This is a genomic window from Pelagerythrobacter marensis (assembly GCF_036700095.1).
In the GTDB taxonomy this organism is placed as follows: domain Bacteria; phylum Pseudomonadota; class Alphaproteobacteria; order Sphingomonadales; family Sphingomonadaceae; genus Pelagerythrobacter; species Pelagerythrobacter marensis_A.
Map to the genome: position 1 here is coordinate 1525598 of NZ_CP144918.1, position 22436 is coordinate 1548033.

21 protein-coding genes are annotated in these 22436 nt (G+C 67.7%); 9 read left to right on the forward strand and 12 right to left on the reverse strand.

The genetic code is table 11. The features are described 5' to 3' along the window. Nucleotides 1-44: 44 nt before the first annotated feature. The 5 genes from V5F89_RS07110 to purM all read right to left on the reverse strand — a co-directional run bounded on the left by V5F89_RS07110 (nucleotide 45) and on the right by purM (nucleotide 6282). Nucleotides 45-1157 (reverse strand): mechanosensitive ion channel family protein, encoded by a 1113-nt coding sequence (locus V5F89_RS07110; protein ID WP_338444971.1) that lies wholly within the window; start codon nucleotides 1155-1157, stop codon nucleotides 45-47. After that, the gene (gene metC / locus V5F89_RS07115) at nucleotides 1154-2362 is read right to left on the reverse strand and encodes a cystathionine beta-lyase (protein WP_425334340.1); all 1209 of its coding nucleotides are present in this window, start codon (nucleotides 2360-2362) and stop codon (nucleotides 1154-1156) included. The genes V5F89_RS07110 and metC overlap by 4 nt, the downstream gene beginning before the upstream one ends. After that, the gene (locus tag V5F89_RS07120; RefSeq protein ID WP_338444973.1) at nucleotides 2359-3204 is read right to left on the reverse strand and encodes a sulfurtransferase; all 846 of its coding nucleotides are present in this window, start codon (nucleotides 3202-3204) and stop codon (nucleotides 2359-2361) included. The genes metC and V5F89_RS07120 overlap by 4 nt, the downstream gene beginning before the upstream one ends. Nucleotides 3205-4217: 1013 nt before the next feature. Continuing rightward, the gene (gene purN / locus V5F89_RS07125; protein ID WP_338444974.1) at nucleotides 4218-5183 is read right to left on the reverse strand and encodes a phosphoribosylglycinamide formyltransferase; all 966 of its coding nucleotides are present in this window, start codon (nucleotides 5181-5183) and stop codon (nucleotides 4218-4220) included. After that, nucleotides 5176-6282, reverse strand: a complete 1107-nt coding sequence (purM, locus tag V5F89_RS07130; protein WP_338444975.1) for a phosphoribosylformylglycinamidine cyclo-ligase — start codon at nucleotides 6280-6282, stop codon at nucleotides 5176-5178. Before purM ends, purN begins: the two co-directional genes overlap by 8 nt. Nucleotides 6283-6354: 72 nt before the next feature. On the opposite strand from purM, the gene V5F89_RS07135 reads away from it, so the two are divergent. From V5F89_RS07135 to V5F89_RS07150, 4 genes are read left to right on the forward strand one after another with little or no spacing between them, the layout of a single operon-like run. Next, nucleotides 6355-7626, forward strand: coding sequence for a heavy-metal-associated domain-containing protein (locus V5F89_RS07135; RefSeq protein ID WP_338444976.1), 1272 nt, complete (start codon nucleotides 6355-6357; stop codon nucleotides 7624-7626). Between the two features lie 8 nt (nucleotides 7627-7634). After that, the gene (locus V5F89_RS07140; protein ID WP_338444977.1) at nucleotides 7635-8261 is read left to right on the forward strand and encodes an ATPase; all 627 of its coding nucleotides are present in this window, start codon (nucleotides 7635-7637) and stop codon (nucleotides 8259-8261) included. A gap of 43 nt (nucleotides 8262-8304) precedes the next feature. Continuing rightward, complete coding sequence (gene epsC / locus V5F89_RS07145) at nucleotides 8305-9024, forward strand: serine O-acetyltransferase EpsC (protein ID WP_338444978.1); 720 nt, start codon at nucleotides 8305-8307, stop codon at nucleotides 9022-9024. Next, on the forward strand, nucleotides 9024-9392 hold the full coding sequence (locus V5F89_RS07150; RefSeq protein ID WP_338444979.1) for a DUF2794 domain-containing protein: 369 nt from the start codon (nucleotides 9024-9026) through the stop codon (nucleotides 9390-9392). Before epsC ends, V5F89_RS07150 begins: the two co-directional genes overlap by 1 nt. Before the next feature lie 61 nt (nucleotides 9393-9453). On the opposite strand, the gene V5F89_RS07155 is transcribed toward V5F89_RS07150, so the two are convergent. Next, nucleotides 9454-10389, reverse strand: coding sequence for an SDR family NAD(P)-dependent oxidoreductase (locus V5F89_RS07155; RefSeq protein WP_338444980.1), 936 nt, complete (start codon nucleotides 10387-10389; stop codon nucleotides 9454-9456). Nucleotides 10390-10494: 105 nt separating this feature from the next. Then, nucleotides 10495-11178: an HAD-IA family hydrolase gene (locus tag V5F89_RS07160; RefSeq protein ID WP_338444981.1), complete on the reverse strand. Its 684-nt coding sequence runs from the start codon at nucleotides 11176-11178 to the stop codon at nucleotides 10495-10497. Between the two features lie 60 nt (nucleotides 11179-11238). Between V5F89_RS07160 and glmU the strand changes: the two genes are divergently transcribed. Beyond that, nucleotides 11239-12594, forward strand: coding sequence for a bifunctional UDP-N-acetylglucosamine diphosphorylase/glucosamine-1-phosphate N-acetyltransferase GlmU (glmU, locus tag V5F89_RS07165; protein WP_338444982.1), 1356 nt, complete (start codon nucleotides 11239-11241; stop codon nucleotides 12592-12594). A 100-nt stretch (nucleotides 12595-12694) separates the two neighbouring features. Here the strand turns inward: glmU and V5F89_RS07170 are convergent, their stop codons facing one another. Both V5F89_RS07170 and V5F89_RS07175 read right to left on the reverse strand, forming a co-directional pair. Then, nucleotides 12695-14185 (reverse strand): Ppx/GppA family phosphatase, encoded by a 1491-nt coding sequence (locus V5F89_RS07170; protein ID WP_338444983.1) that lies wholly within the window; start codon nucleotides 14183-14185, stop codon nucleotides 12695-12697. After that, nucleotides 14182-16356, reverse strand: coding sequence for an RNA degradosome polyphosphate kinase (locus tag V5F89_RS07175; protein ID WP_338444984.1), 2175 nt, complete (start codon nucleotides 16354-16356; stop codon nucleotides 14182-14184). Before V5F89_RS07175 ends, V5F89_RS07170 begins: the two co-directional genes overlap by 4 nt. A 105-nt stretch (nucleotides 16357-16461) precedes the next feature. On the opposite strand from V5F89_RS07175, the gene V5F89_RS07180 reads away from it, so the two are divergent. After that, on the forward strand, nucleotides 16462-17265 hold the full coding sequence (locus tag V5F89_RS07180; RefSeq protein ID WP_338444985.1) for a LysR substrate-binding domain-containing protein: 804 nt from the start codon (nucleotides 16462-16464) through the stop codon (nucleotides 17263-17265). 38 nt (nucleotides 17266-17303) lie between these two features. On the opposite strand, the gene V5F89_RS07185 is transcribed toward V5F89_RS07180, so the two are convergent. The 3 genes from V5F89_RS07185 to V5F89_RS07195 form a co-directional block, all read right to left on the reverse strand. Continuing rightward, nucleotides 17304-17459 (reverse strand): peptide ABC transporter permease, encoded by a 156-nt coding sequence (locus V5F89_RS07185; protein ID WP_338444986.1) that lies wholly within the window; start codon nucleotides 17457-17459, stop codon nucleotides 17304-17306. A gap of 620 nt (nucleotides 17460-18079) precedes the next feature. Continuing rightward, the gene (locus V5F89_RS07190) at nucleotides 18080-19261 is read right to left on the reverse strand and encodes a low temperature requirement protein A (protein WP_338444987.1); all 1182 of its coding nucleotides are present in this window, start codon (nucleotides 19259-19261) and stop codon (nucleotides 18080-18082) included. Nucleotides 19262-19275: 14 nt separating this feature from the next. Continuing rightward, nucleotides 19276-20043, reverse strand: coding sequence for an SDR family oxidoreductase (locus tag V5F89_RS07195; RefSeq protein WP_338444988.1), 768 nt, complete (start codon nucleotides 20041-20043; stop codon nucleotides 19276-19278). A gap of 167 nt (nucleotides 20044-20210) precedes the next feature. On the opposite strand from V5F89_RS07195, the gene V5F89_RS07200 reads away from it, so the two are divergent. The 3 genes from V5F89_RS07200 to rpsG all read left to right on the forward strand — a co-directional run bounded on the left by V5F89_RS07200 (nucleotide 20211) and on the right by rpsG (nucleotide 22395). Beyond that, nucleotides 20211-21008, forward strand: coding sequence for an AraC family transcriptional regulator (locus tag V5F89_RS07200; protein WP_338444989.1), 798 nt, complete (start codon nucleotides 20211-20213; stop codon nucleotides 21006-21008). A gap of 388 nt (nucleotides 21009-21396) precedes the next feature. Further along, nucleotides 21397-21768 (forward strand): 30S ribosomal protein S12, encoded by a 372-nt coding sequence (rpsL, locus tag V5F89_RS07205; RefSeq protein ID WP_006831873.1) that lies wholly within the window; start codon nucleotides 21397-21399, stop codon nucleotides 21766-21768. A gap of 156 nt (nucleotides 21769-21924) precedes the next feature. Further along, nucleotides 21925-22395: a 30S ribosomal protein S7 gene (rpsG, locus tag V5F89_RS07210; protein WP_338444990.1), complete on the forward strand. Its 471-nt coding sequence runs from the start codon at nucleotides 21925-21927 to the stop codon at nucleotides 22393-22395. Nucleotides 22396-22436: the final 41 nt, after the last annotated feature.

A 22436-nucleotide genomic window follows, 5' to 3' on the forward strand; every position in this document is an offset into this window, starting at 1 on the left:
CAGCTAGGATTGGTTTTGATAGCGGCGGTAGCGACCCCGCAAGCCTAGCTTTCGCGGCTTTCGATCCTTTGGGAAATGGCGGCGATAAGCTGTTCGAACTGTTCGTTTCCACGCAAGTTGATGTCGCGCTGGGGGAAGGGGATTTCGATCCCTTCGCGCTGGAACAGGTTCCACAGGTTCTTGAGCACCTGCGATCGCACGTTGCCGATGCCGGCTTCCGGGTCGGTGATCCAGCAGTGGATGACGAAATCGACCGAGCTTGCGCCGTACTGGTCCAGCCAGACCGTCGGCGGCGGGGTGTCGAGCACCCGCGGGGCGGCGCGCGCGGCCTCCAGCATCAGCTTCTCGGCCAGGTCGAGATCGCAGTTGTACGATACGCCCACCGGCACCTGGACCCTGACGTTGCGCGAGGAATAGGACCAGTTCTCGACCTGGTTGATCATCAGGTTCTCGTTCGGGATCAGATATTCCTTCTGGTCGCGCGTGGTCAGCGAGACCGCGCGAATGCCGATCTTGCGGATCTGCCCGAAGGTCGAATTGCCTGCCTGGTCGGCGATCGCGATCACGTCCCCCGGCTTGATCGACCGGTCCATCAGCAGGATGATCCCGGCAATCAGGTTGCCGAAAGTCTTCTGCAGGCCGAAACCGATCGCGAGGCCGAACGCGCCGGAGAAGACGGCAAGGGCGGTGAGGTCGATCCCGAGAACGTCGATGCCGAGCAGGACGGCGATGGTCCAGACGGTGATCGAGACCAGCTTTTCCGCCAGGAGCTGCTGGGTCGAATCGAAGCGCGAGATGCGGCGCAGCACGGCGCGCGCCAGCTTGCTGCCGAACAGCGCCAGCAGGTAGATGCCGACGATCACCGCGGTCACCACCAGCGCGTCCCACAGCGATATGCGCATGTCGCCCACGCTGAGGGCGAGCGCGTCGAGCGTTTCGACTACGCCGCCCACCGTCTCGCTCTTCGACGCGACGGCCTGCGCGAGGTCCTCGGCCGCGCCGACCGGCTCGGTGGGAGAGGGGGCAGGGCTCGGGGCAGGGGCCGTGGCAGGCGCGTCCGCCACGGCGGTGCCCCCGGCGGGGTCGGGGGAGAGCGGAGCGGCGCCGTCGGTCGCGGCTTCGGCCTCGGGCGTTGCGGTGGGAAGGGGCTGGGTCATGCTTGCCTCGTGTCGGTGAATGCCTGCTCCATGTCCGCGATCAGGTCGGCGGCATCCTCCAGCCCGACCGACAGGCGCACGCCGCGGCGATGGGCCGGGTTCCAGTGCGCCGGCGGCCAAGCGGTGGCGGTGCGGATGGCGGCGGGATCGACCGGCAGGGCCAGGCTTTCGTATCCGCCCCAGCTGAACCCGATTCCGAACAGCGACAGGCGGTCGACGAAGCGTTCGGCAATCTGCGCCTCGTCGGATGCGAAGACGAAGCTGAACAGGCCGCAGCCGCCGGTGAAGTCGCGGCGCCACAGCTCGTGCCCCGGCGCACCCGGCAGCATCGGGCACAGGACGTGGGCGACTTCGGGCCGACCGGCCAGCCATTCGGCGAGCGCGAGGGCCGTCGCGCTCGCGCGTTCGAGCCGCAGGCCCATCGTCCGCAGGCCGCGCAGGGCCAGCGCGGCATCGTCGGGCGAGACGACCTGGCCCAGCGCCTGCGCGGTCTGGCGCAGGCGGCGATACCAGCGCTCGCCCCCGCTGGCCGATCCCATCATCAGGTCCGAATGGCCGCCGACGTGCTTGGTCAGGCTCATGATCGCGATGTCGCACCCGCGTTCGAGCGCGGGGAAGCCGAGGGGGGAGGCCCAGGTGTTGTCGATCAGGCTGACGGCGCCGTTCTCGCGCGCAATCGCGGCCAGCGCTGGAACGTCGCAGACCTCCATCGTCAGGCTGCCCGGGTTTTCGAACAGGACAGCCTTGGTCCGGTCGCAGAAGCGGCCGGCGAAACCGTCGATGTCGAGCGGATCGAAGAACCGCGCCTCCACCCCCATGCGGTTGAGCAGGCCATTGGCCATGATCCGGCTTGGCTCATAGGCATTGTCGGTCACCAGCAGGACATCGCCGGGCTTGAGCACCGCCAGCAGCGCCCCCGCAATGGCGGCGACGCCGCTGGGATAGAGCACCGTGCCCGCCGCGCCCGGCTCGATCGCGGTCAGCGCGTCGGCCAGGGCCCACTGGGTCGGCGCGCCGCGGCGGCCGTAGAAGAAGCGGCCGTCCTCGTTCGCCTTGCCGCCATCCTTCAGCGCGGCGGTGTCGGGGTAGAGGTGGGTGCTGGCGCGCCACACGGGGGGATTGACGACCGGCCCGGTCCACTCGGGCCGCCGGCCCGCGCCGGTCAATCGGGTGTTGGTGCCCTTCGGTCCGTCTTTGGAATTCACGCGACCGCTCCCGCTTCCTTGGGCGTATCGGGGTCCGCGCCCCATTCGCTCCAGCTGCCGTCGTATAGCGCGATATCGGCCTTGCCCAACAGCTCGAGGGCGAAGAGGACGACCGCCGCCGTCACGCCGCTGCCGCATGTCGTCGTGACCGGCCGGTCGAGGTCGATACCCGCCGCGGCGAAGGCGGCGCGCAGTTCGTTCGCGGATTTGAAAGTGCCGTCGTCGTTCAGAAGCGCGCGGTAATGCAAGTGGCGCGCGCCGGGGATGTGGCCGCCGGGCAGGCCGTGGACGGCATCCTCCGCCTCCCCGGTAAAGCGCGCCGCGTCGCGCGCATCGACCACCTGTTCGCGCCGCTCCCGCAAGTTGGCGAGCATTTCGGCCTTGGTCCTGATCCGCGCCGGGTCGGGCCGGGGGGCAGGCCCTTGCGGCGCGCGCGCGGGCGGGGCGTCGCCCGTCTCCAGCGCCCGCCCTTCGGCCCGCCACCGGGCCAGCCCGCCGTCGAGGATCGCGACATCGCTCCATCCGAAAAGGCGGAAGACGAACCAGGCCCGGGCCGCGCTGCGCAAGGCGCTGTCGTCGTAGAGAACGACCCGGCTGCCGTCCTCGATGCCCAGGGCGGCAAGACGCTCCGCAAACTGCCCGGCGCGCGGGACGGCGGCGGGGACGGGCGAGGTCTCGTCCTGCAGGGTGGCAAGGTCGAGGAAGCGTGCGCCGGGAATGTGGCCTTGGGCGAACTCCGCCCGGGCATCGCGCCCGGCCGCCGGCAGGTGCTTGCTGGCGTCGAGCACGGTAACGGTGCCGAGGTTCTCCGCCAGCCAGCCGGTCGAAACGAGAATATCCATGGCCGAACGGGTAGCGGTGGCGACCCGCCCCGTCGAGGGGGCAGGGCGGGAAGCCCGACCGATCCCCAGCGTAGGCTGGGGCCTCAGGCCGCTGGCGCTGTGTCTGATACCTCCCCGAGCCCCTGCGAAGGCAGGGGCCTCAGGCCGCTGGCGTGTCGCCTGACAGCACGAGACCCCAGCCTGCGCTGGGGATCGGAGAGGGGGAGAGGAAAGGGGGGGGGGGGGAGGAAAGGGGGGAGGAAGGGGAGAGAAACGGAAAGGCAGGCAAGCAGGCACAGCCCATCACCCACACCCCACCATCCGCTGGCGAATGCGGACCATACGCCGGGGCATACAGGCAAGCGGACGGAATCGGCCGGTGCCGCCTGGGCATCACAGGATTGCCACCTGGGCGTCACAGGGTTGCCTTGGTAACATCGTTGCGAACGGCGAAAGGGGTTACGGCAACCTTTCGCTCGGCCCTTAAGGGCTGCGAGGCGAGATACGGCCAGGGCTCGCCGGCACCGTATCCGTCGGGGAGTGTCCCTGGCTCTGCGGCGTTGAGGCCCACCGCAGGGCGGGAAGGGACAGGTCCCCCGAAAACTCCTCGCATACCGGCAAAGGGGGCTTTCTCTAGGGTCACTAGCCCCCCGAGGCACCGGCCGTCTGGACGAAGCGGACTTACGTGACGCGTACACGCTCCGCCCCCGTCGCTTTGTGCCAGTGTGGACTGGCTGGGCTCCTATAACCCAATGGGTTACAATTGTCAAGCCATTTTTGCCACAATCTGCCCCCTTTCCCGAGTCCCAGCGCAGGCTGGGACCTCATGCTATCGGGCATAGCGCCAGCGGCCCGAGGCCCCAGCCTGCGCTGGGGCTCGGAAGGGTATCGGGCGCAGCGCCAGCGGCTTGAGGTCCCCGCCTGCGCTGGGGCTCGGGAGGGTTATTGGTGTTGTGTCGGTGGTGGGAGGCCCCTGCCTTCGCAGGGGTTCGGGAAGGGGGGCCGGTGCCGTCTCGGCCCTGCCGAAAGCGAGGCTAGAATTCGTCGGCCGCGTCCATCAGGGCGGTGAGTTTCTTCGGGGCGACCGCGCGCCAGCTGCGTGCCAGCCACTGGTCGATCGCTTCCCAGTCGGTATCGCCCAGGTCGAGGCGAATGCCGATCCAGCCGTCGCCGAAATAGGGCGGGCGGTAATAGCGCGCCGGATCGTTCTCGATCAGCTGCGCCTGTTCGTCCGCGCCGCCGATCTTGGCGAGCAGGGCGGTCACCCCGTCGCCGTGATGATCGACGCTGACCCAGGCGAATTTCTTGCCTTTTGCGATCCCGAAGCACGGCATCCCGTGGCTCAGCGTCTCTTCCGCGCGGGGAAGCGCCATGGCCCGTTCGCGCACGCGCGCCACCAGCCATTCCGGGTCGAACGGGCGGGAGACATATTGCGCCAGCACCCGGGGATAGAGCTGATGCTCGGCCAGCTTGACCCGCTCCGCCAGCGTGTCCGGCGTATCGCCGGGGATCACGGCGACTTCGGCCCGGCCCAGCACTTCGCCCATGTCGAGATCGTCGGTCACGAGATGGACCGAAGCGCCGGCGCGGCTGTCGCCCGCCGCGATCGCGCGCGCATGGGTGTCGAGGCCGGGATAGCGGGGCAGCAGCGAGGGGTGGATATTCAGCATCTTCCCCTCCCAACCGGCCACGAAATCTGGCCCGAGAATGCGCATGTAGCCGGCCAGCGCGACATATTCCGCCCCCGCGGCGCGGATCGCCGCATCCATCGCCGCGTCGTGATCGGCGCGCTTCATGCCCCGGTGGGACAGGGCGAACGTCGGCACCCCTTCCGCCTCGGCCAGCGCCAGCGCCTCCGCCGCCGGATCGTTGCTGGCGACCAGCACGATTTCGTAGGCGGCGCCCGGCTGGCGCGCGGCATAGAGCAGGGCGGCCATATTGGTGCCCTTGCCCGATACGAGCACGGCGACTTTCGCCGGGGCACGCACGCTGTCAGGCAAGGTGGCGCGCCTCCCACGCCTCGCCGGCGTGCCATGTTCCGGCGCTGCCGCGCACCGTGCAGCCCCGCTCGCCCGCCTCGATCCTGCCGATGCGCAGCACGCGCTCGCCCGCAGCCTCCAGCGCGCGGGAGAGATCGTCGGCGGCGGCCTCCTCCACCGCCAGGACCATGCCCGTGCCGCAATTGAACGTGCGCGCCATTTCGCCAGGCGCGATGTCGCCCTGTTCCTGAAGGAACGCCATCAGCGGCGGTTGCGGCCAGCCGTCCGCATCGACCAGCGCATGCGCGCCGTCCGGCAGGACGCGCGGAATGTTCTCCAGCAGCCCGCCGCCGGTGATGTGCGCGAGCGCCGCGATTTTCCCTGCGCGGATCGCGGGCAGGAGCGGCTTCACGTAGATCCGGGTCGGCGCGATCAGCGCCTCGATCAGCGTGCGTGTGTCGTCGAACGGCGCAGCGTCGCCGAGGCGCCAGCCCTTGTCCCCCGCCAGCCGCCGGACGAGCGAATAGCCGTTCGAATGAACGCCGGAACTGGCCAGCCCCAGCAGGACCTGCCCGGGCGCCACCGCTTCGCCGGTCAGCTGCTCGCCGCGCTCCACGGCGCCGACGCAGAAGCCGGCAAGATCGTAATCGCCGGCGGCATACATGCCCGGCATTTCGGCGGTTTCCCCGCCGATCAGCGCACAGCCCGCCTCGCGGCAGCCGCCGGCAATGCCCGCGATCACGCGCTCGGCAACCCCGGTCTCGAGCTTGCCGGTGGCGAAATAATCCAGGAAAAACAGCGGTTCCGCACCCTGGACGATCAGATCGTTGACGCACATGGCGACCAGATCGATGCCGACCGTGTCGTGCAGGTCGTGATCGATCGCCAGCTTGAGCTTGGTCCCCACGCCGTCGTTCGCGGCGACCAGCAGCGGATCGGAATAGCCGGCCGCGCGCGGATCGAAAAAGCCGCCGAAGCCGCCGATCTCGCCATCGGCGCCGGGGCGCGCCGTGGCCTTGACCAGCGGCCCGATCGCCCTGACGAGCGCGTTGCCGGCATCGATCGAGACACCGGCCTGGGCGTAGGTATAGCCGCCGGTCGTATTTTCTTGGTCAGACATCGGATAAGGGCTTTAGACTTTCGCGCTTGGATTTCCATGCCCGTTTGGGCAAAAGGCCGCGAGTTTTCCCCTATGGCCCATCCCCTCTCGCCCTCCCGCCTCTCGCGCCCGTCGCTCGTTGCCGCGGCAATCGTCGCGCTCGTCGCCGGCGGGGCCGCGCTGTGGGCGCAGGTGGAGGGGGATCGCGGGATCGCGCCTGTCGCCAGCAGCGGCGATATCGAAATCGGCGGGATCGAAGTGGACGTGCGCGGCGACAACGCCGAGGATGCGCGCGAGAACGGCTGGCGCGAGGCGCAGCGCAAGGCCTGGGAAAAGCTCGGCGGACCGAGCATTTCCGACAGCCAGTTGCAGGGCCTCGTCGTCGCGGTGGTGATCGAGCGGGAGAACATCGGCCCGCGGCGCTATATCGCGCGGCTCGGCGTCACGTTCGACCGCGGCCGGGCCGGTGCGCTGCTGGGGGCGAGCGGGCGCGGGCCGGGTTCGGCCCCGATGCTGCTGATACCGGTCACGCGGTCGGCCGGGGCCTATACCGTTTACGAGCGGCGCAACCCCTGGCAGCGCGCCTGGGCCGAATACCAGGCCGGGGCGAGCCGGATAAATTACGTCCGCCCCTCCGGCGCAGGCGGCGATTCGCTGCTGATCTCCTACGGCCAGACGAACCGCAGGAGCCGGCTGTGGTGGCGCAATATCCTCGACCAGTTCAGCGCGGCGGACGTGCTCGTGCCCGTCGCCCATCTCGAACACCAGTGGCCGGGCGGCCCGATCGAGGGGACCTTCACTGCGCGATACGGTCCCGACAACACCTATCTCGACGGGTTCACCCTGCGCGCCGAGAGCCCCGAACAGCTCCAGCCCATGCTGGCGCAGGCGGTGGAGCGGTTCAACGCCATTTTCGAACGCGCGCTGGCCGAAGGAAAGCTGAAGCCCGATCCCACGCTCGATCTCGGCGCGGTCGAGCCCGACCCTGCCGTGCAGCGCCTGATCGAACTCGGCCGCGCCGCGCTGGCTCGCGATCGTGCGGAAGCCGCCGCGCGCGATGCTGCGGCGGAAGGGGGCAACGGTGCGGACGCTGCCGCTTCGCAGGCGGTGCAGCCCGCTCAGGCCCAGGCCGCGACGTATTCGGTCCAGTTCGCAACCCCCGATGCGGGCGCCTTCGATGCCTCGCTGTCCGCCGTGCGGGCGGCGCCGGGCGTGCGCGGCGCTGCCGTGACGAGCACTGCGATCGGCGGAAGTTCGGTGATGTCGGTGACCTTCGCCGGCAGCCAGGATCAACTCGCCGCCGCCTTGCGCGCGCGCGGGTTCACCGTGCGCCAGTCGGGCAGTTCGCTGGCCATCAGTCGCTAGGTCGGGGAATGTCGCAGATTGCCCTGCCGCTGGTGGTGCGCAGGCGCGGCGATCCCGCGCGGATCGTGCTCGGCAACGCCAACCTCCATGTGGCCGAGGCTCTGCAGGAGCCCGGCCGCTGGCCCTATCGCACGGCGGTCCTGCTGGGCGCCGCGCGGTCGGGCAAGTCGCTGTTCGCGCGCTGGTTCGCAGCGAGCGGGCCGGGCGAGGCGATCGACGATGCCGACACGTTGGACGAAACCGAACTGTTCCACCGCTGGAACCGGGCGCAGGAACGCGCGCAGTCGCTGTTGCTGACGGCATCGGCGCCGACGTGGGACATTGCCTTGCCCGATTTGCGCAGCCGGATCGGCGCCGCGCTCCACCTGGAAATCGGCGTGCCCGACGATGCCATGGTCGCCGACCTGATCGAAGCGCATGCCATGCAGCGCGGCCTTGCACTGGGCGAAGGGGCGCTTACCTATCTCGTGCCCCGGGCCGAACGCGGCTTTGCGGGTATCGAGCGGCTGGTTGCGGAAATCGACCGGCTGAGCCTGGAACGCAAGGCGCCGGCGACGATGTCGATCTGGCGCGCTGCGCTCGAGGCGGTAGCGGGGCCGGAGCAGCAAAAGCTCGACTTTGACCCCGAGAACTAGGTCCGGCTTGCCTCGCCGGGTCTGAAATGGGACTATCGGGCCGATGTTCGACCGCCTCGCCGCCTATCTCGACTCGATCCAGGCACGCGATCCGGCGCCCCGTTCGCGCTGGGAAGTGCTGCTCTATCCCGGCGTTCTGGCGGTCGGATTGCATCGCGCGGCGCACTGGCTGTTTCAGGCGCGGCTCTATTTTCTCGCGCGCTTCATCAACCATTTCGCCCGCTGGCTGACCGCCATCGATATCCATCCCGGCGCGAAGATCGGGCGCAACCTGTTCATCGACCATGGCTTTACCGTGATCGGGGAAACGGCGGAGATCGGGGACGACGTGACGATCTATCAATGCGTGACCCTGGGCGGCACGAACCCCACCAACGGCAAGGGGGGCAAACGGCACCCGACCGTCGGCGACGGCGTGATCATCGGGTCGGGCGCGCAGATCATCGGGCCGATCACGCTGGGCGAACGCGCGCGGATCGGCGCCAATGCGGTCGTCACCGACGATGTGCCCGACGGCGCGACGATGATCGGGCTCAAGGCCCGCTCCACCCTTGTTCCGGCGGAAGAATGGCTGCGCGAATTCATCCCCTACGGCACCCCGTGCGACGAACCGTGCGAGGAGATCGGCGGCAACGGGAACGGCGCGGGCAACGGTCGCCGGATCGCGGAGCTTGAGGACCAGGTGGCCGCGCTGCGCGCCGAGCTGGACGAACTGCGTGCCGCCGGTGCCGCACCTGTGAAACGCAGCGGAACAGACAGCTGATGGCCGCTCCGCCGGCGGGAGGCGCGGCCTCTGCCGATATCGTCACCTTCCCTGCGCGGCAGCCGGGCCAGGTCGCGTTCGCGCGCGAGGAACTCCAACGGATCCTGGACCTCTACGGCCGGATGGTCGCCGCCGGGCAATGGCGCGACTACGCGATGGAATTCGCCCGCGACGCCGCCACTTTCGCCGCATTTCGCCGGGCCGCGGAATGTCCGCAGGCGCGGATCGAGAAGCGCCCTGCGCTGCGCAACCGGCAGGGGATGTGGACCCTGTTCGGCGAACACGGCCAGGTGCTCAAGCGCGGGCACGAACTCGCCGGCGTGCTCGCGCCGATAGAGCGCAAGCTGCTGAAGCCCGTTTCAGGCTGAATGGGGAGGGCCGGCGGGGCGGCGGAGCACACCTGCCGTGCCCCCGCCGCCACCCCGACCGTTACCCGCGTGCGGAAGACGGCCCGCCGTCGGCGCCCAGGACGCCCTGCATCGCCTTGAGAATGGCGCCCGACTGCTCGGACCCCGACTGCGGCGCCTTGAGATTGCTCATGGCGGAGATCTTGTCCCAGTTGGCGGCGAAGCCTTCGACCGTGCGCTCGTCTTCTTTCAGCCAGACCGCGTCGTTCATCACCACCCAGGCGGAGTGGAAGCCGCCGGCACCTGCGCCCACGATGGCGTTGGTCGGGGCATCCTCGCTGACCAGGAAAAGCGCGGCCGGCACCACGTTGACCGGGTCGAACAGCTTGAACGCCTCTTCGGGGAAGAGGTCTTCGGTCATGCGCGTGCCCGCGACGGGGCTGAGCGTGTTGACCTTGATATTGTACTTCGCGCCTTCGAGCTGGAGCGTCTTGGTCAGGCCGGCGAGTCCCAGCTTGGCCGCGCCGTAGTTCGCCTGGCCGAAATTGCCGAACAGCCCGGTGGAGGAAGCCGTCATCAGCACCCGGCCATAGGCCTGCTCGCGGAAGGTTTCCCAGCATGCCTTGGTCGCATAGGCCGAACCGGTCAGGTGGACTTTGACCACGAATTCGAAGTCGGCCGGGTCCATCTTGGCGAATGTCTTGTCGCGCAGCACGCCGGCGTTGTTGATCAGGATGTGCACGCCGCCCCACTTCTGCTTGGCGTCGGCAACCATCTTTTCCATCTGTTCGTATTCGGTGACCGATCCGCCGTTGGCCATCGCGACGCCGCCGGCCTTCTCGATCTCCTCGACCACTTGCGCCGCCGCGTCGGACGAACCGGTGCCGTCGCGCGATCCGCCCAGGTCGTTGACCACGACTTTCGCCCCGCGCCGCGCCAGCTCCAGCGCATATTCGCGACCCAATCCGCCGCCGGCGCCGGTAACGATCGCGACCTTGTCCTTGAAATCGATGCTCATCAGCTCTCTCCTGTCCGAAGGCCGTCCGGCCTTACGTTTGCGTCAATCTGCGAGCGAGTTGGCAGGTTCCGCGCGGCGATGCAACCGTGCGGGCGGCGTGCCTCCTTACAGTCTTTCCAGCGCCGGAATCAGCTCGCCGAACGAATCGATCATCGCATCGGCGCCCATGTCCTCGCGCGGGAGATCGCAATAGCCGTAGCAGGCGGCGACCACCGGCACGCCCGCCGCGCGCGCGGCGCGCACGTCGTAGGAGCTGTCGCCGACGTAGACCATGCGTCCGCCGCCGCAGCATTTGCGCGCTTCGTGAAGCGGATCGGGCGCGGGTTTCGCGCGGTGCCGGCCCTGGGCGTCGCGGCCCAGGCTGTCGCCGCCGATCACGCAGTCGAACCGGTCGACGATCCCCAGCGCCCCCAGGATGTCGCGCGCGAACCCTTCGAACTTGTTGGTCACCACGCCCACCCGCACGCCGCGGGCGGCCAGTTCGTCCAGCACCTCGATCGCGCCGGGATAGGGGCGGGTGTGGACCGCGTTGTTGGCGCCATAGAACGCCAGCATCTTCTTGTAGAGCGCATGGAATTCGTCGTCGGGCATACCGCCCTGGTCGTCGATCGCGCGGCGCAGCATGATCTTGGCGCCGCCGCCGATCAGATCCTTCGCGCTGTCCGCCGGGACCGATGCGAACCCGCCCAGCGACAGCGCGTGATTGACCGCCGCGCCGAGATCGCGATGCGTTTCCAGCAAAGTGCCGTCGAGATCGAAGCCGACGATGTCGAAAGGGAAATCCGCCATGGCGGACGGGGTGGCGCAAGGTTCTTCAAACCGCAAGCGTTTGCTGGCATGGCCGCGCGCATGACAGAATTTGCAACGATCATCCTCGCCGCGGGCAAGGGCACGCGCATGAAATCGGACCTGCACAAGGTCCTCCACCCGATCGCCGGACGCCCGATGATCGATCACCTGATGGCTTCGGCCGCGCAGCTGGGGCCCGCGCGCACGGTCGTGGTGGTGGGCAGCGGGCGCGAGCAGTTGGAAACGGCCCTCGGCGATCGCGCCGAGGCTTGTTTGCAGGAGCCGCAGCTCGGCACCGGCCACGCGGTGCAGCAGGCGCAGACGAGCCTGGATGGCTTCGAGGGCGACGTCTTGATTCTCTACGGCGACGTGCCCTTCGTGCGCGCGCAGACGATGCGGGCGATGCTCGATCGCCTCCATGCCGAGGACAAGCCCGCAGTGGTCGTTCTCGGGTTCGAGCCGGAGGATGCGCTGCAATATGGTCGCGTGATCGCCGATGCGGATGGGCGGATCACGAAGATGGTCGAACACAAGGACGCGAGCGAGGCGGAGCGCGCCTGCCGGCTGTGCAATTCGGGGCTGATGGCGGCGCGGGCGGCGGATATGTTCGACCTGTTGGCGCGGGTCGGCAACGACAACAGCCAGGGCGAGTACTACCTGGTCGACGTGGTCAATGTCGCCAACGCCGACGGGCGGCACAGCGCGGTGGTCGTGACCGACGACCCGCGCGAGGTCGCCGGGATCAACAGCCGCGCCGAGCTGGCCCGTGCTGAGGCGCAGTGGCAGGATCTGAAGCGCGAAGAGGCGATGGCCAACGGCGCATCGCTGCGCGCGCCGGAAACGGTGTTCTTCAGCTGGGATACCGTGATCGGGCGCGATGTGACCATCGAACCCAATGTCGTCTTCGGTCCGGGCGTGAGCGTCGCGGACGGCGCGACCATTCGCGCTTTCAGCCATATCGAGGGGGCCAGCATCGGCCCGGGCTGCGAAGTCGGCCCCCATGCCCGCCTGCGCCCCGGGGCGGTGATGGAGAAGGGCAGCAAAGTCGGCAACTTCGTCGAGATGAAGAAGACCGTGCTGGGCGAAGGGGCCAAGGCCAACCACCTGACCTATCTCGGCGATGCCGAAGTGGGCGCGGGGGCCAATATCGGCGCCGGCACGATCACCTGCAATTACGACGGCTATTTCAAATACAAGACCGTGATCGGCCCGCGCGCCTTCATCGGCAGCAACAGCGCCCTGATCGCCCCGGTAAAGATCGGCGCGGATGCGATCGTCGCCGCCGGCAGCGCGGTCAGCCGCGACGTCGCCGATGGCGAACTGCGCATGGTCCGCGCCGAACAGCTGGTGAAGCCGGGCTGGGCCGACCGTTTCCACGACACGATGAAAAAGAAGAAGGCCGCGGACGAGAAGTGAGGCGCACGCCCCGCTTTCGCTGCGAGGCGTGTCTTTGTGCCGGGCGCCGCTGAGGCAGGGGCGCTCCGGTTTCCGGCCATCTCCGGTCGGCCGTCCGGCCCTAGGCCGTGATCTGCAGTTCCGGCTCCAGCTTCAGCCATTGGGCAAGGCCCGAAAGGTCGTGCATGACGCTCTCGCCCGCGAGCGCGGCGCGGCTTTCGTCGAGGCGCAGGATCAGCTTCTTCTTCTTCCGGGCGAGCGCGCTCGTCATCAGCGACACGCGCGAGGTCGCGCCGAGCCGGCGGGCGAGCCGCATGGCGAGGCCCCAGCCCATCGCCTCGCGCAAGTCGTCTTCGCTCGCGAGAGCGGCGACACGCCTGGGCCAGCCGGCCTTGTTGCAGCTGCCGAGCAGCATGGCGGCGATCATCGCGCGTCCGCGCGCGTCGAGCCCGACCCAGCGTTTGTCCAGCGCCCATTCGAGAGCCTGGGCGGTGCGGAAGTTCGGCTCCACCCGATGGAGCGCGAGCGAAAGCAGCGCCCCGGCGAGCCGCAATCGCTCGTTCTCCGCCCCGCCGCCCTCGGCAATGTCGACGACCCAGGCGCTCATCAGCGCGGCGTCGGTGATCGCGCTCTTCATCGGGGCGGAAAAGTCGGCGACTGCCACGATCAGCGGGTCCTTGGCGCGCTCGAGCGAATCCAGCCGCTGGTAGAGCAGCCCCTCGCGCAGCCCCCAGCTGGAGAACACCAGCCCATCGGGCTCCAGCTCCGCCAGCATGACTTGCAACATCGCCGCGGCATCCGGCAGCGCGCCTGCGCGCAGCGAGCCGATACCTTCGATATCGACCAGCTTGTCCGGGCTGCTGCGCGCGACCTTGCGCGCGATCCGCATTGCGTCCTCCGCATTCAGCCGGAAACCGTGCGGATCGGTCAGCGGATAGTCGCCGCTGCGCATGGCATAGGCCGCCAATGCGCGCCATGTTCCGCCGACCATGTAAAGCGGGCCGGCGTGTGCCGCGGCCCATCCGGCTTTCTGGAAGGCCTTCTGCACCGCGCGCCTGAACGCGGCCGATTTCTTCGCGCGCAGGGCAGGGAGGCGCAGCGTGCCGAGCGGCAGGCTGGCGCCATCGTGGCAGGCACCGTCCTCGACTGAGACCAGTTCCAGGCTGCCGCCGCCCAGGTCCGCCACGACCCCGCGCGCTTCGGGAAAGGCGCCGATCACACCGTAAGCCGAAGCGACGGCCTCCTCTTCGCCGCTCAACAGCCGGGGTTCGAGGCCGAGGCTGCGAACCCGGTCCAGGAACGCCGCCCCGTTTTCCGCCTCGCGTGCGGCCGCGGTGGCCACGGTCTGCACGTCGTGAACCTTCAGTTCCTGGGTCAGCAGGGCGAAACGCGCGAGCGCGGCGAGGGCCTGCTCGCAAGCCTCGTCGGGAATGCTTCCGGTCGTCGCCAGATCGCGCCCGAGGCGGGCGACGACTTTCTCGTTCCACATCGTGCGCGGGCTGCGCTGCGGGCCGTCGTAGACGACCAGCCGCACGGTGTTGGAGCCGATATCGATCACCGCGCGGCGATCGCCGTGCTGCGTGCGCAGGCCAAACGGGCGATAGGCTGTCATCCGGGATCGTCCTCCAGCCTCAGCTTGGGAACCGCACCCGCTTTAAGCGCGGCACCACGACCCGAAAGCGAGGGATTGCTCATGAAATAGTCGTGACAGTTGAAGCCTTCGCCCTCGGCCTCCGGCGCGACACGCATTCGCTCGTACTGTCCGTCGGGGCGCAGTTGCCAGCTTTGCTCGGTGTCGAGGATGTTCGCCAGCATGACCTGTTCGAGCACCTGGTCGTGCACGGTCTTGTTCACCATCGGCACCAGAACCTCGACCCGGCGGTCGAGATTGCGGCTCATCGCATCGGCGGAGGTGAGGAAGACCTCGGTGTGCTTGCTCGGCAGGCGATGCCCGTTGCCGAAAGCCCAGACCCGGCTGTGTTCGAGGAACCGGCCGATGATCGACTTGACCTGGATATTCTCGGACAGGCCCGGCACCCCGGCGCGCAGCGAACATATGCCGCGCACGACGAGCTGGATTTCGACCCCCGCAGCGCTGGCTTCGTAAAGCTTGTCGATCACTTCGCGGTGGGTGATCGAATTGAGCTTGGCCCAGACCCCCGCCGGCTGCCCGGCGCGTGCGTTGGCGATTTCGCGATCGATCAGTTCGAACAGCTTGGCCTTGAGGCCGATCGGCGAGATCGCGATCCGCTCGGTCTCGCGCGGTTCGACGTAGCCGGTGACGAAATTGAACAGCTTGGCCGCATCGCGCCCCAGCGCCGGATCGGCGGTGAAATAGCTGAGATCGGTGTAAATCCGCGCGTTTATCGGGTGATAGTTGCCGGTGCCGAAGTGGCAATAGGTGCGATAGCCTTCCTCCTCGCGGCGGACGACGAGGCTGACTTTGGCGTGGGTCTTCCACTCCATGAAGCCGTAGATCACCTGCACCCCGGCGCGTTCCAGCTCGGTCGCCCAGCGGATGTTGCGTTCTTCGTCGAAGCGCGCCTTCAGCTCGACCACCGCGGTCACCGCCTTGCCCGCTTGCGCCGCGTCGATCAGGGCGGCGATCACCGGCGACTGGTCGCCGGCGCGATAGAGCGTCTGCTTGATCGAGACGACCGCCGGGTCGGTTGCTGCCTGATGCAGGAAATCGACCACCACCTCGAAGCTTTCGTAAGGATGCTGGATCACGATATCCTTCTCGCGGATCGCGGAGAAGCAGTCGCCGTCGTGCGCCAGAATGCGTTCGGGGTAACGGGGGGAGAAGGGCGCGAACTTCAGGTCCGGGCGCGGCTCGGCGCAGATCGCGTCGAGATGGCGCAGGCCCAGCATCCCTTCGGACTTCACGACCATCGCCGGATCGACTTCGAACTGCTCGCGCAGAAGTGCCTCCGCCGCCGGGTCGCAATCGCGGTCGAGCTCGAGCAGGACGGCGCGCCCACGCCGCCGCCGCTGGATCGCGGTGCGGAAATAGCGGACCAGATCTTCCGCCTCTTCCTCCACTTCGATATCGCTGTCGCGCAGGACGCGGAACAGCCCGTCGCCCAGGATCTTGAAGCCGGGGAAAAGCTGCGCGGCATAGCGCCCGATCAGCTTCTCGATCGCGACATAGACCGCCCGTTTGCCCGGCAGGCGCACGAACCGCGGCGCGCCGCTGGGGATCAGGACCATCTCCACCAGGTCGGGCTGGCGGCGCCCGCGCTTGAGGCGGAACAGCACCCCCATGCCGAGGTTGGCGACGAAGGGGAACGGATGCGAGGGGTCGATCGCCTGCGGGGTGATGAGGGGCAGGATGTCGGTGGTGAAATACTCCTCCAGCCAGGCCTGCTGCCGTTCGTCGAGCTGGTCGATCTCGGCGATCAGGATGCCTTCTTCGGCCAGCAGCTCCCGCAGGGTGCCCAGCGCCCGCTGCTGGCGCGACTCGACCGCCAGCAGCAGCTCGCGGATCGCGGCGAGTTGCTGGCGCGGATCGAGCCCGTCGATCGCGGTCGTCTCGATCCCCCGGGTCGCCTGGCCTTCCAGGCCGGCAATGCGGATCATCGTGAATTCGTCGAGATTGCTGGCCGAGATCGAGAGGAAGCGCAGCCGTTCGAGCAGCGGGTAGCGTTCGTTTTCCGACTCGGCGAGCACGCGGCGGTTGAACGAGAGCCAGGAAAGTTCGCGGTTGACGTAGCGCTCGGCCGCTGCCGTTGCGGCACTGCCCCCCTCGGCCGGTTCGGCCGCACCTTGCGTGAATGCGTTCATCCGACGTGCCAAGCTCCGCCGCCCCCTTGCTGACCGCGTGTTACATATGTGTTACATTCGGCAAGATTGCGGCGCCAGCGGCTTGCCGCTATCCGCATCGGCACGATGAAGCGCACGCACCTGCCCCTGAACGCCCTGCGCGTCTACGACGCGGCCGCCCGCCACCTGAGCTTTACCCGCGCAGCCGACGAGCTGGCGGTGACGCCCGCCGCGGTCGGCCAGCAGATTCGCGCGCTCGAGGATCACCTCGGCACGGTCCTGTTCCGGCGCACGTCCAAGGGGCTGGAGCTGACCGAAGAGGGGATGGCGGGGCTCGATTCGCTGCGCGAAGGCTTTCTGAAGTTCGAGGAGTCGGTCCAGTCGATGCAGGCCGGGCAGGCGAGCGACCGCTACACGATCGCCGCCCCGCGCGAATTCTACGCCCAGTGGCTGGCCCCGCGCCTCGCCGCGTTTCGCAAGGCCAATCCCGGCATCCGCTTCCGTTTCGTCGCCGACGAGAACGCCGATTTTACCGAGACCAATCTCGATTTCGCCGTCCGCCTGGTCGACGGGCCGGGCGAGCTGGAAGGGGTCGAGCTGGCCCCCGCGCGCCGCGTGGTCGTGGCGGCGAAGGATGCGCCCGAGGAAGTGCTCGAGAGCTGGATCGACTGGCCCGGCGCGCCGCTGCCCGAAGGGGCAGAGGCGACGGTCGAAGTCGGCAATGCCGGACAGGCGCTGTCGAGCGCGATCGCCGGGCTGGGCAAGGCGATCCTGCCCTACCTGCTGGTGGAAGACGCCCTGGCCGACGGCCGGCTGATGACGCTGGAGGGGCCGGACGAGGGGCGCCGCGCCTACTGGCTGGTCGCGCCGACGCCGCAGTGGCGGCAGAAGAAGGTCAAGGCGCTGGTCGCTTTCCTCACCGCCGACTGACGGCGCACCCGGCGCGGCCCCGACCCCGGCCCACGCGCTCAGCCGAACAGCCGCAGGGCGATCGCCAGAACGGCGAAGGCGACCAGCCCGGCGATGAAGATCGTGCGGTTGCGCCGCTTGCGCAGGATCACCTCGGCCCCGCGCGCGTCCCGCGCATCGATGTGGACAGCCTCGTCCTGTTCGGGTTCGTTCATCGCTCGTCTCCTTGCAGAGCCAACGCCCGACCCCGCGGGCCGGGTCCCGTTCCGCCGGACGGGCGGAAAGCCGCGGGCGGGGAGGGGTGTTGACACGGATGACACGGTTCACCGGCCAAGTGTCACCTTGCGTGTCATGTGTAACCTTGCGCCCCTGCCGAGCCCCCTCCCGCCCCGGCGCGCGGCGCAGCCCGCCCGGCGCCCCGACGACGCGCCGCGCGGCCAACCCCGCGCGCAAAGCGCGCCCGCGCCCATGGCAGCGAACCGGTCCGCGACCAGCGAACCGCAAGGCCGGAGTCGAAGCCGAAGGCGGCGACGGCCGAAGGCCACCCGCACCGCCGCCCGGAGCGCTCCGCGCGCAGCGGGCCGGAGCCGAAGGCGGCGACGGCGCGAAGCGCCAGCCCGGGCAGCGCGAACGCACTCCGCCCGGCGTTCGAGGGCGCAAACACCCAAACCCGGACACGCGCCGCCCCGGCAGGCCCGCCCCTGCCACGGCGCAGCCTGCGGCTCCATCGGCGCTGATTGGGTTTGCGCAAAGGCGCGAAGACAGGAAGGGGCATGCGACTCGGTCGACCATAGCCCGCAAGCAGATTGCAAATTTCCGGCGTGTAGGAAAATGGTTATTTGACGAGCGCGCCTTGGCCGCGCCGGCAAAGCAGCGTTCGGATCAAGGCAATCGCTGCAATACCGATCGCAATCAGCTCCAGTGCCGGCACGATCAACGGCATGATTATCAGGGCGGCAGCGAGTACCGGCAGAATCCACACCGTTCGCCGGGGGAGCAAGAACCTGTCGCGCACCCACCATAACCCGAGCACGTAGATCGCCAGCGGGATAGCGACTGCCAGATCGCCGGTGCGCACGTCGACGTGCGCCTTGCCGGCGAGGATATCGACCAGCACCGCGAAACCGGCACCGACCGCTGCGCCCGAAGCGAAGATGAAGACGTGGCCGTAACCCCATTGCAACGCGCGCCCGAGATCCTGTGTGGGCAGGTGATCTTCATCCGAAAAATAGAGCCACCACATCGAGAATGTGATCGCCAGAGCCGAGATGGCGATGTGAATTTGGCGAACGTCGAACGTCCCTTCGGTGGCAGTGCGGATCGCGATGACGGCGGCCAGCAGTATTTCGCCCAGGACGATGATATTGAGCAGGCCGTAGCGTTCGACGATATGGTGCCGATGCCACGGGGTCTCGCTCGATCGTTCGGCGAAAACGGGTACGGCAAGTTCCAGCAGTATCCCTGCGATCAGCATGGGCGCCAGATAAGACGCAGATCCGCTCGCGATCACGGAAACGATGATCCAGTACGTCTGCGCGACGAGAATCCCGACACAGTATCGCAGGTTGGTTCGGCGGCGCGCAGGGTCGGATCGTGCGGCGCGAAGCCACAGCACCGCCATCGGAACCCGCATTATCACGTAGCCGGCGACGGTGAGGCGAATGTCCAGCGTGGCGAACAGCGGTTCGACCCCCGCTGCCAGAACGAGTGCGCCCCCCATTATCGTCATCGTCAGAAGACGGAAGAGCGTGTCGTTGTTGTCGTAGGCCGAAGCAAACCAGGTATAGTTCATCCAGGCCCACCAGATCGCGAAGAAAGCTGCACCGAAGCGCAGAACGCCGTCGATCGGGTGATTTCCCGCGATCGCGTGATGGAGGCCGGCCGCCGCCGCCGCGATCGCGATCACCGACACGAGATCGAACAGAAGTTCGAGAGGAGTGGCCGCGCGCCCGGGTTCGCCGGGATCGCGCGGGACCATCGGCCGGGCGGCCACCGTCGGACGTCCGATTTCCGCCATGCCTGCCTCCTGATCTACTTGGTCGTATAGCCGCCGTTGACGAGTATCGTCTGGCCGGTCATCCACCAGCCATCGGACACGAGGAACCTGATCCAGGGCGCAATGTCCTCGATGTCGGTGAGACCCGTTTTCGAGTGTGGCGAAAGGGCGGCCGCGGTCTTGTGATAGGCGACAGCGTCGTCGTCTTCGGCCGGATAGAAGAACCCCGTGTCCATCGGGCCGGGGCCGATTGCGGTTACCGATATTCCGCGATCGCCGAGTTCCTTCGACGCCGCGCGAGTATAGTGTTCGACCGGGGCCTTGGTCCCTGCATACGAGGAATAGAACGGCGTGAATGCGCCGAGCAACGAGGTGACCAGGGTGCATATCTTGCCGTGATCCTGGAGCGTGCGTCCGGCTTCCTTGATGAAAAAGAATGCGGCCTTGGAATTTACCGCCGACATCTCGTCGAACTCCGCCTCGGAAATTTCGGCCATCGGTTTCTTGAGGACTTTGCCGACGGTGTTGATCGCGATGTCTATGCCGCCCATCGCCGCGATGGCCTGGTCGAAGAGCTGCCGCATGGCATCGGCGGTCGTCAGGTCGCCATACAATATATGGGCTTCCGACCCTGCGTCGCGGATTGCCTGCAGCGCCTTCTCGCAATCGCCGCTGGCGCTATGCGCATGGATGGTCACGGCCTTCGCCCCCTGTGCGGCGAGGTCGCGCGCCACGAGCGCTCCCAGATTTTTCGCTCCGCCTGCAATGAGGACGTTTTTTCCCTTGATGGTGTTGTCGGGCATGTTGTCTCCTGATCCTGTCTTGGATTCAGACATCTAGCAGGGCGCTTGGCGGCAAACTTTCGCGATTGCGCCAAAATGTCGTATCGTATTCACGCCGCAAGCGGAGGATACGAATGGGCCGGATACTGAAGGAGAGGACATTCTCCGCGCTCGGCTTGGGTATCAGGATGGCGGAAGAGCGGATCGACAGCCCCACCGATTGGGGATTTTACGAGGACCATCCGATATTCATAGTTCATCGTCGGGGAAGGATGACATCGCTCGAATCCGAGTTTTCGCCCGGATATTCGACTTTGCAGCGCCCCCGGAAAGGGGATGTCTGGACCGTGCCTGCGGAGTGCCGCTATGCGGCCCGTGCGGTCGGATCGCGCGTTGAATATTGCGAGATCCACCTGCCCCCCGGAAAGAGCCCGGCTGGATTGGCGCCTCGCGCCGGTATCAACGATCCGTTCCTGGCCCAGGCGGTCGAGCGTCTGAATGAGCTGCTGGGGCGCAGCGACGATTTGTCCGGCCTTCTGCGCGAGAGTATCGTGGAGACGATCGGCCTGCATCTGCAGGATCGGGCAGGTTCGATGCGCGACCTTCCGCGCGATCACGACAGCGCGATGTTCGCGCGACTTGCAGAATATCTTCGCGACACTGTGGAAGCGCGGCATACGGTGAAAGAGATGGCGCAGTTCACCGGCCTTGCGCCGAGCACTTTTCTGCGCCGTTTCAAACTTTACTTTGGCACCACGCCTTACCGCTGGCTGCTCGACGAACGGCTTGCAAGGGCTCGTCAGTTGCTGGCGTCCAGCCAGTTGCCCGTAACTGCGATAGCGCTCGACACCGGCTTTTCCTCGTCGAGCCATTTCACCGAGCGTTTCTCGAGCGAAATCGGCCTGACACCTACCGCCTTCCGGCGGCGGGAGCGGGGCGCCCGGCTGGCCGAGCCTCCCCTTGACCCCACCCCCGAATCCCCCTAAGGGCGCGCTCATCCGAAACGGGGTGCGCTCCGCGTCGGTCAGATAGAGCTGAACATTGCCGGTCATGTCCCGGGGGCCTTGGCGCGCTGGAGAAATCTGGAGCGCTGGAGGCTCTTTTCTATTGAGGGTCCGCCTGCGGCCCGAGGTCCCGGCCTTCGCCGGGACTCGCGCATGGGGATCGTTGGGGCAGCCGTCAAAGTAACCCGGTGTCCGTGGCCCGGGTGGAGTGTTTCAGGCTCGCTACCGAGCTTCCGCGCAGGCGGGAGCCTCAGGCCGCAGGCGCTTCGCCGGCGGCGCGAGGTCCCCGCCTTCGCGGGGACTCAGGGCAGCCCGATCTCTTCACCCTGGCCTCAGTGGCACCTCCATACGGTGAAGAGAGAAAGTCTTAATGCCGACGATCAACCAGCTGGTCCGCAAGGGCCGCGTTCCGCAGAAGGCCAAGAGCAAGGTCCCTGCGATGGAGCAGAACCCGCAGAAGCGCGGCGTCTGCACGCGCGTCTATACGACGACCCCGAAGAAGCCGAACTCGGCGCTGCGCAAGGTGGCCAAGGTTCGCCTGACCAACCAGCGCGAGGTCATCTCCTACATCCCCGGCGAAGGGCATAACCTGCAGGAGCACTCCGTGGTGCTGATCCGCGGCGGCCGTGTGCGCGACCTTCCCGGCGTGCGTTATCACGTCCTGCGCGGCGTGCTCGACACGCAGGGTGTGAAGGACCGCAAGCAGTCGCGCTCCAAGTATGGGGCCAAGCGGCCGAAGTGACGTTCACGGGGTGAACGTCATCCTCGAAAAATCGCCATAGGCGATTTTATCGGGGATCTCGTGCCACCCGGTCGAACGCTGGTGTTTTGCCCTGCTGCCTGAGGTCCCTGCCTTCGCAGGGACTCGTGCGGGGCGGTAAAAAAAGGAATTCGTGCAATGTCACGTCGTCGTCGTCCCGAGAAGCGGGAAATCCTGCCCGATCCCAAGTTCGGGGATCAGGTGCTGTCGAAGTTCATGAACAACCTCATGCTCGACGGCAAGAAGTCGGTTGCCGAGCGGATCGTCTATGGCGCGCTCGACACGGTCGAGGCCAAGGCCAAGGCCGATCCGATCGCGCTGTTCCACGATGCGCTGAACAACATCAAGCCGCAGGTCGAGGTCCGTTCGCGGCGCGTCGGCGGCGCCACCTACCAGGTGCCGGTCGAAGTGCGCCCCGAGCGCGCCCAGGCGCTGGCGATCCGCTGGCTCATCACCGCCGCGCGCGGCCGGGCCGAAACCACGATGGCGGCGCGCCTGTCGGGCGAGCTGCTGGACGCGGCCAACAATCGCGGCAACGCGGTCAAGAAGCGCGAAGACACGCACCGCATGGCGGACGCCAACCGGGCCTTCTCGCACTACCGCTGGTAAGGGCGCGGCCGGTCTTCAACCGGTCACAAAAACAACCATAT

What these genes read in the sequence shown, in the direction of transcription:
- V5F89_RS07110 (WP_338444971.1), bottom strand. Translation starts at nt 1,157, where the DNA reads ATGACCCAGCCCCTTCCCACCGCAACGCCCGAGGCCGAAGCCGCGACC.
- V5F89_RS07120 (WP_338444973.1), bottom strand. Translation starts at nt 3,204, where the DNA reads ATGGATATTCTCGTTTCGACCGGCTGGCTGGCGGAGAACCTCGGCACC.
- purM (WP_338444975.1), bottom strand. Translation starts at nt 6,282, where the DNA reads ATGTCTGACCAAGAAAATACGACCGGCGGCTATACCTACGCCCAGGCC.
- V5F89_RS07135 (WP_338444976.1), top strand. Translation starts at nt 6,355, where the DNA reads ATGGCCCATCCCCTCTCGCCCTCCCGCCTCTCGCGCCCGTCGCTCGTT.
- V5F89_RS07140 (WP_338444977.1), top strand. Translation starts at nt 7,635, where the DNA reads ATGTCGCAGATTGCCCTGCCGCTGGTGGTGCGCAGGCGCGGCGATCCC.
- epsC (WP_338444978.1), top strand. Translation starts at nt 8,305, where the DNA reads ATGTTCGACCGCCTCGCCGCCTATCTCGACTCGATCCAGGCACGCGAT.
- V5F89_RS07150 (WP_338444979.1), top strand. Translation starts at nt 9,024, where the DNA reads ATGGCCGCTCCGCCGGCGGGAGGCGCGGCCTCTGCCGATATCGTCACC.
- V5F89_RS07155 (WP_338444980.1), bottom strand. Translation starts at nt 10,389, where the DNA reads ATGAGCATCGATTTCAAGGACAAGGTCGCGATCGTTACCGGCGCCGGC.
- V5F89_RS07160 (WP_338444981.1), bottom strand. Translation starts at nt 11,178, where the DNA reads ATGGCGGATTTCCCTTTCGACATCGTCGGCTTCGATCTCGACGGCACT.
- glmU (WP_338444982.1), top strand. Translation starts at nt 11,239, where the DNA reads ATGACAGAATTTGCAACGATCATCCTCGCCGCGGGCAAGGGCACGCGC.
- V5F89_RS07170 (WP_338444983.1), bottom strand. Translation starts at nt 14,185, where the DNA reads ATGACAGCCTATCGCCCGTTTGGCCTGCGCACGCAGCACGGCGATCGC.
- V5F89_RS07175 (WP_338444984.1), bottom strand. Translation starts at nt 16,356, where the DNA reads ATGAACGCATTCACGCAAGGTGCGGCCGAACCGGCCGAGGGGGGCAGT.
- V5F89_RS07180 (WP_338444985.1), top strand. Translation starts at nt 16,462, where the DNA reads ATGAAGCGCACGCACCTGCCCCTGAACGCCCTGCGCGTCTACGACGCG.
- V5F89_RS07185 (WP_338444986.1), bottom strand. Translation starts at nt 17,459, where the DNA reads ATGAACGAACCCGAACAGGACGAGGCTGTCCACATCGATGCGCGGGAC.
- V5F89_RS07190 (WP_338444987.1), bottom strand. Translation starts at nt 19,261, where the DNA reads ATGGCGGAAATCGGACGTCCGACGGTGGCCGCCCGGCCGATGGTCCCG.
- V5F89_RS07195 (WP_338444988.1), bottom strand. Translation starts at nt 20,043, where the DNA reads ATGCCCGACAACACCATCAAGGGAAAAAACGTCCTCATTGCAGGCGGA.
- V5F89_RS07200 (WP_338444989.1), top strand. Translation starts at nt 20,211, where the DNA reads ATGGCGGAAGAGCGGATCGACAGCCCCACCGATTGGGGATTTTACGAG.
- rpsL (WP_006831873.1), top strand. Translation starts at nt 21,397, where the DNA reads ATGCCGACGATCAACCAGCTGGTCCGCAAGGGCCGCGTTCCGCAGAAG.
- rpsG (WP_338444990.1), top strand. Translation starts at nt 21,925, where the DNA reads ATGTCACGTCGTCGTCGTCCCGAGAAGCGGGAAATCCTGCCCGATCCC.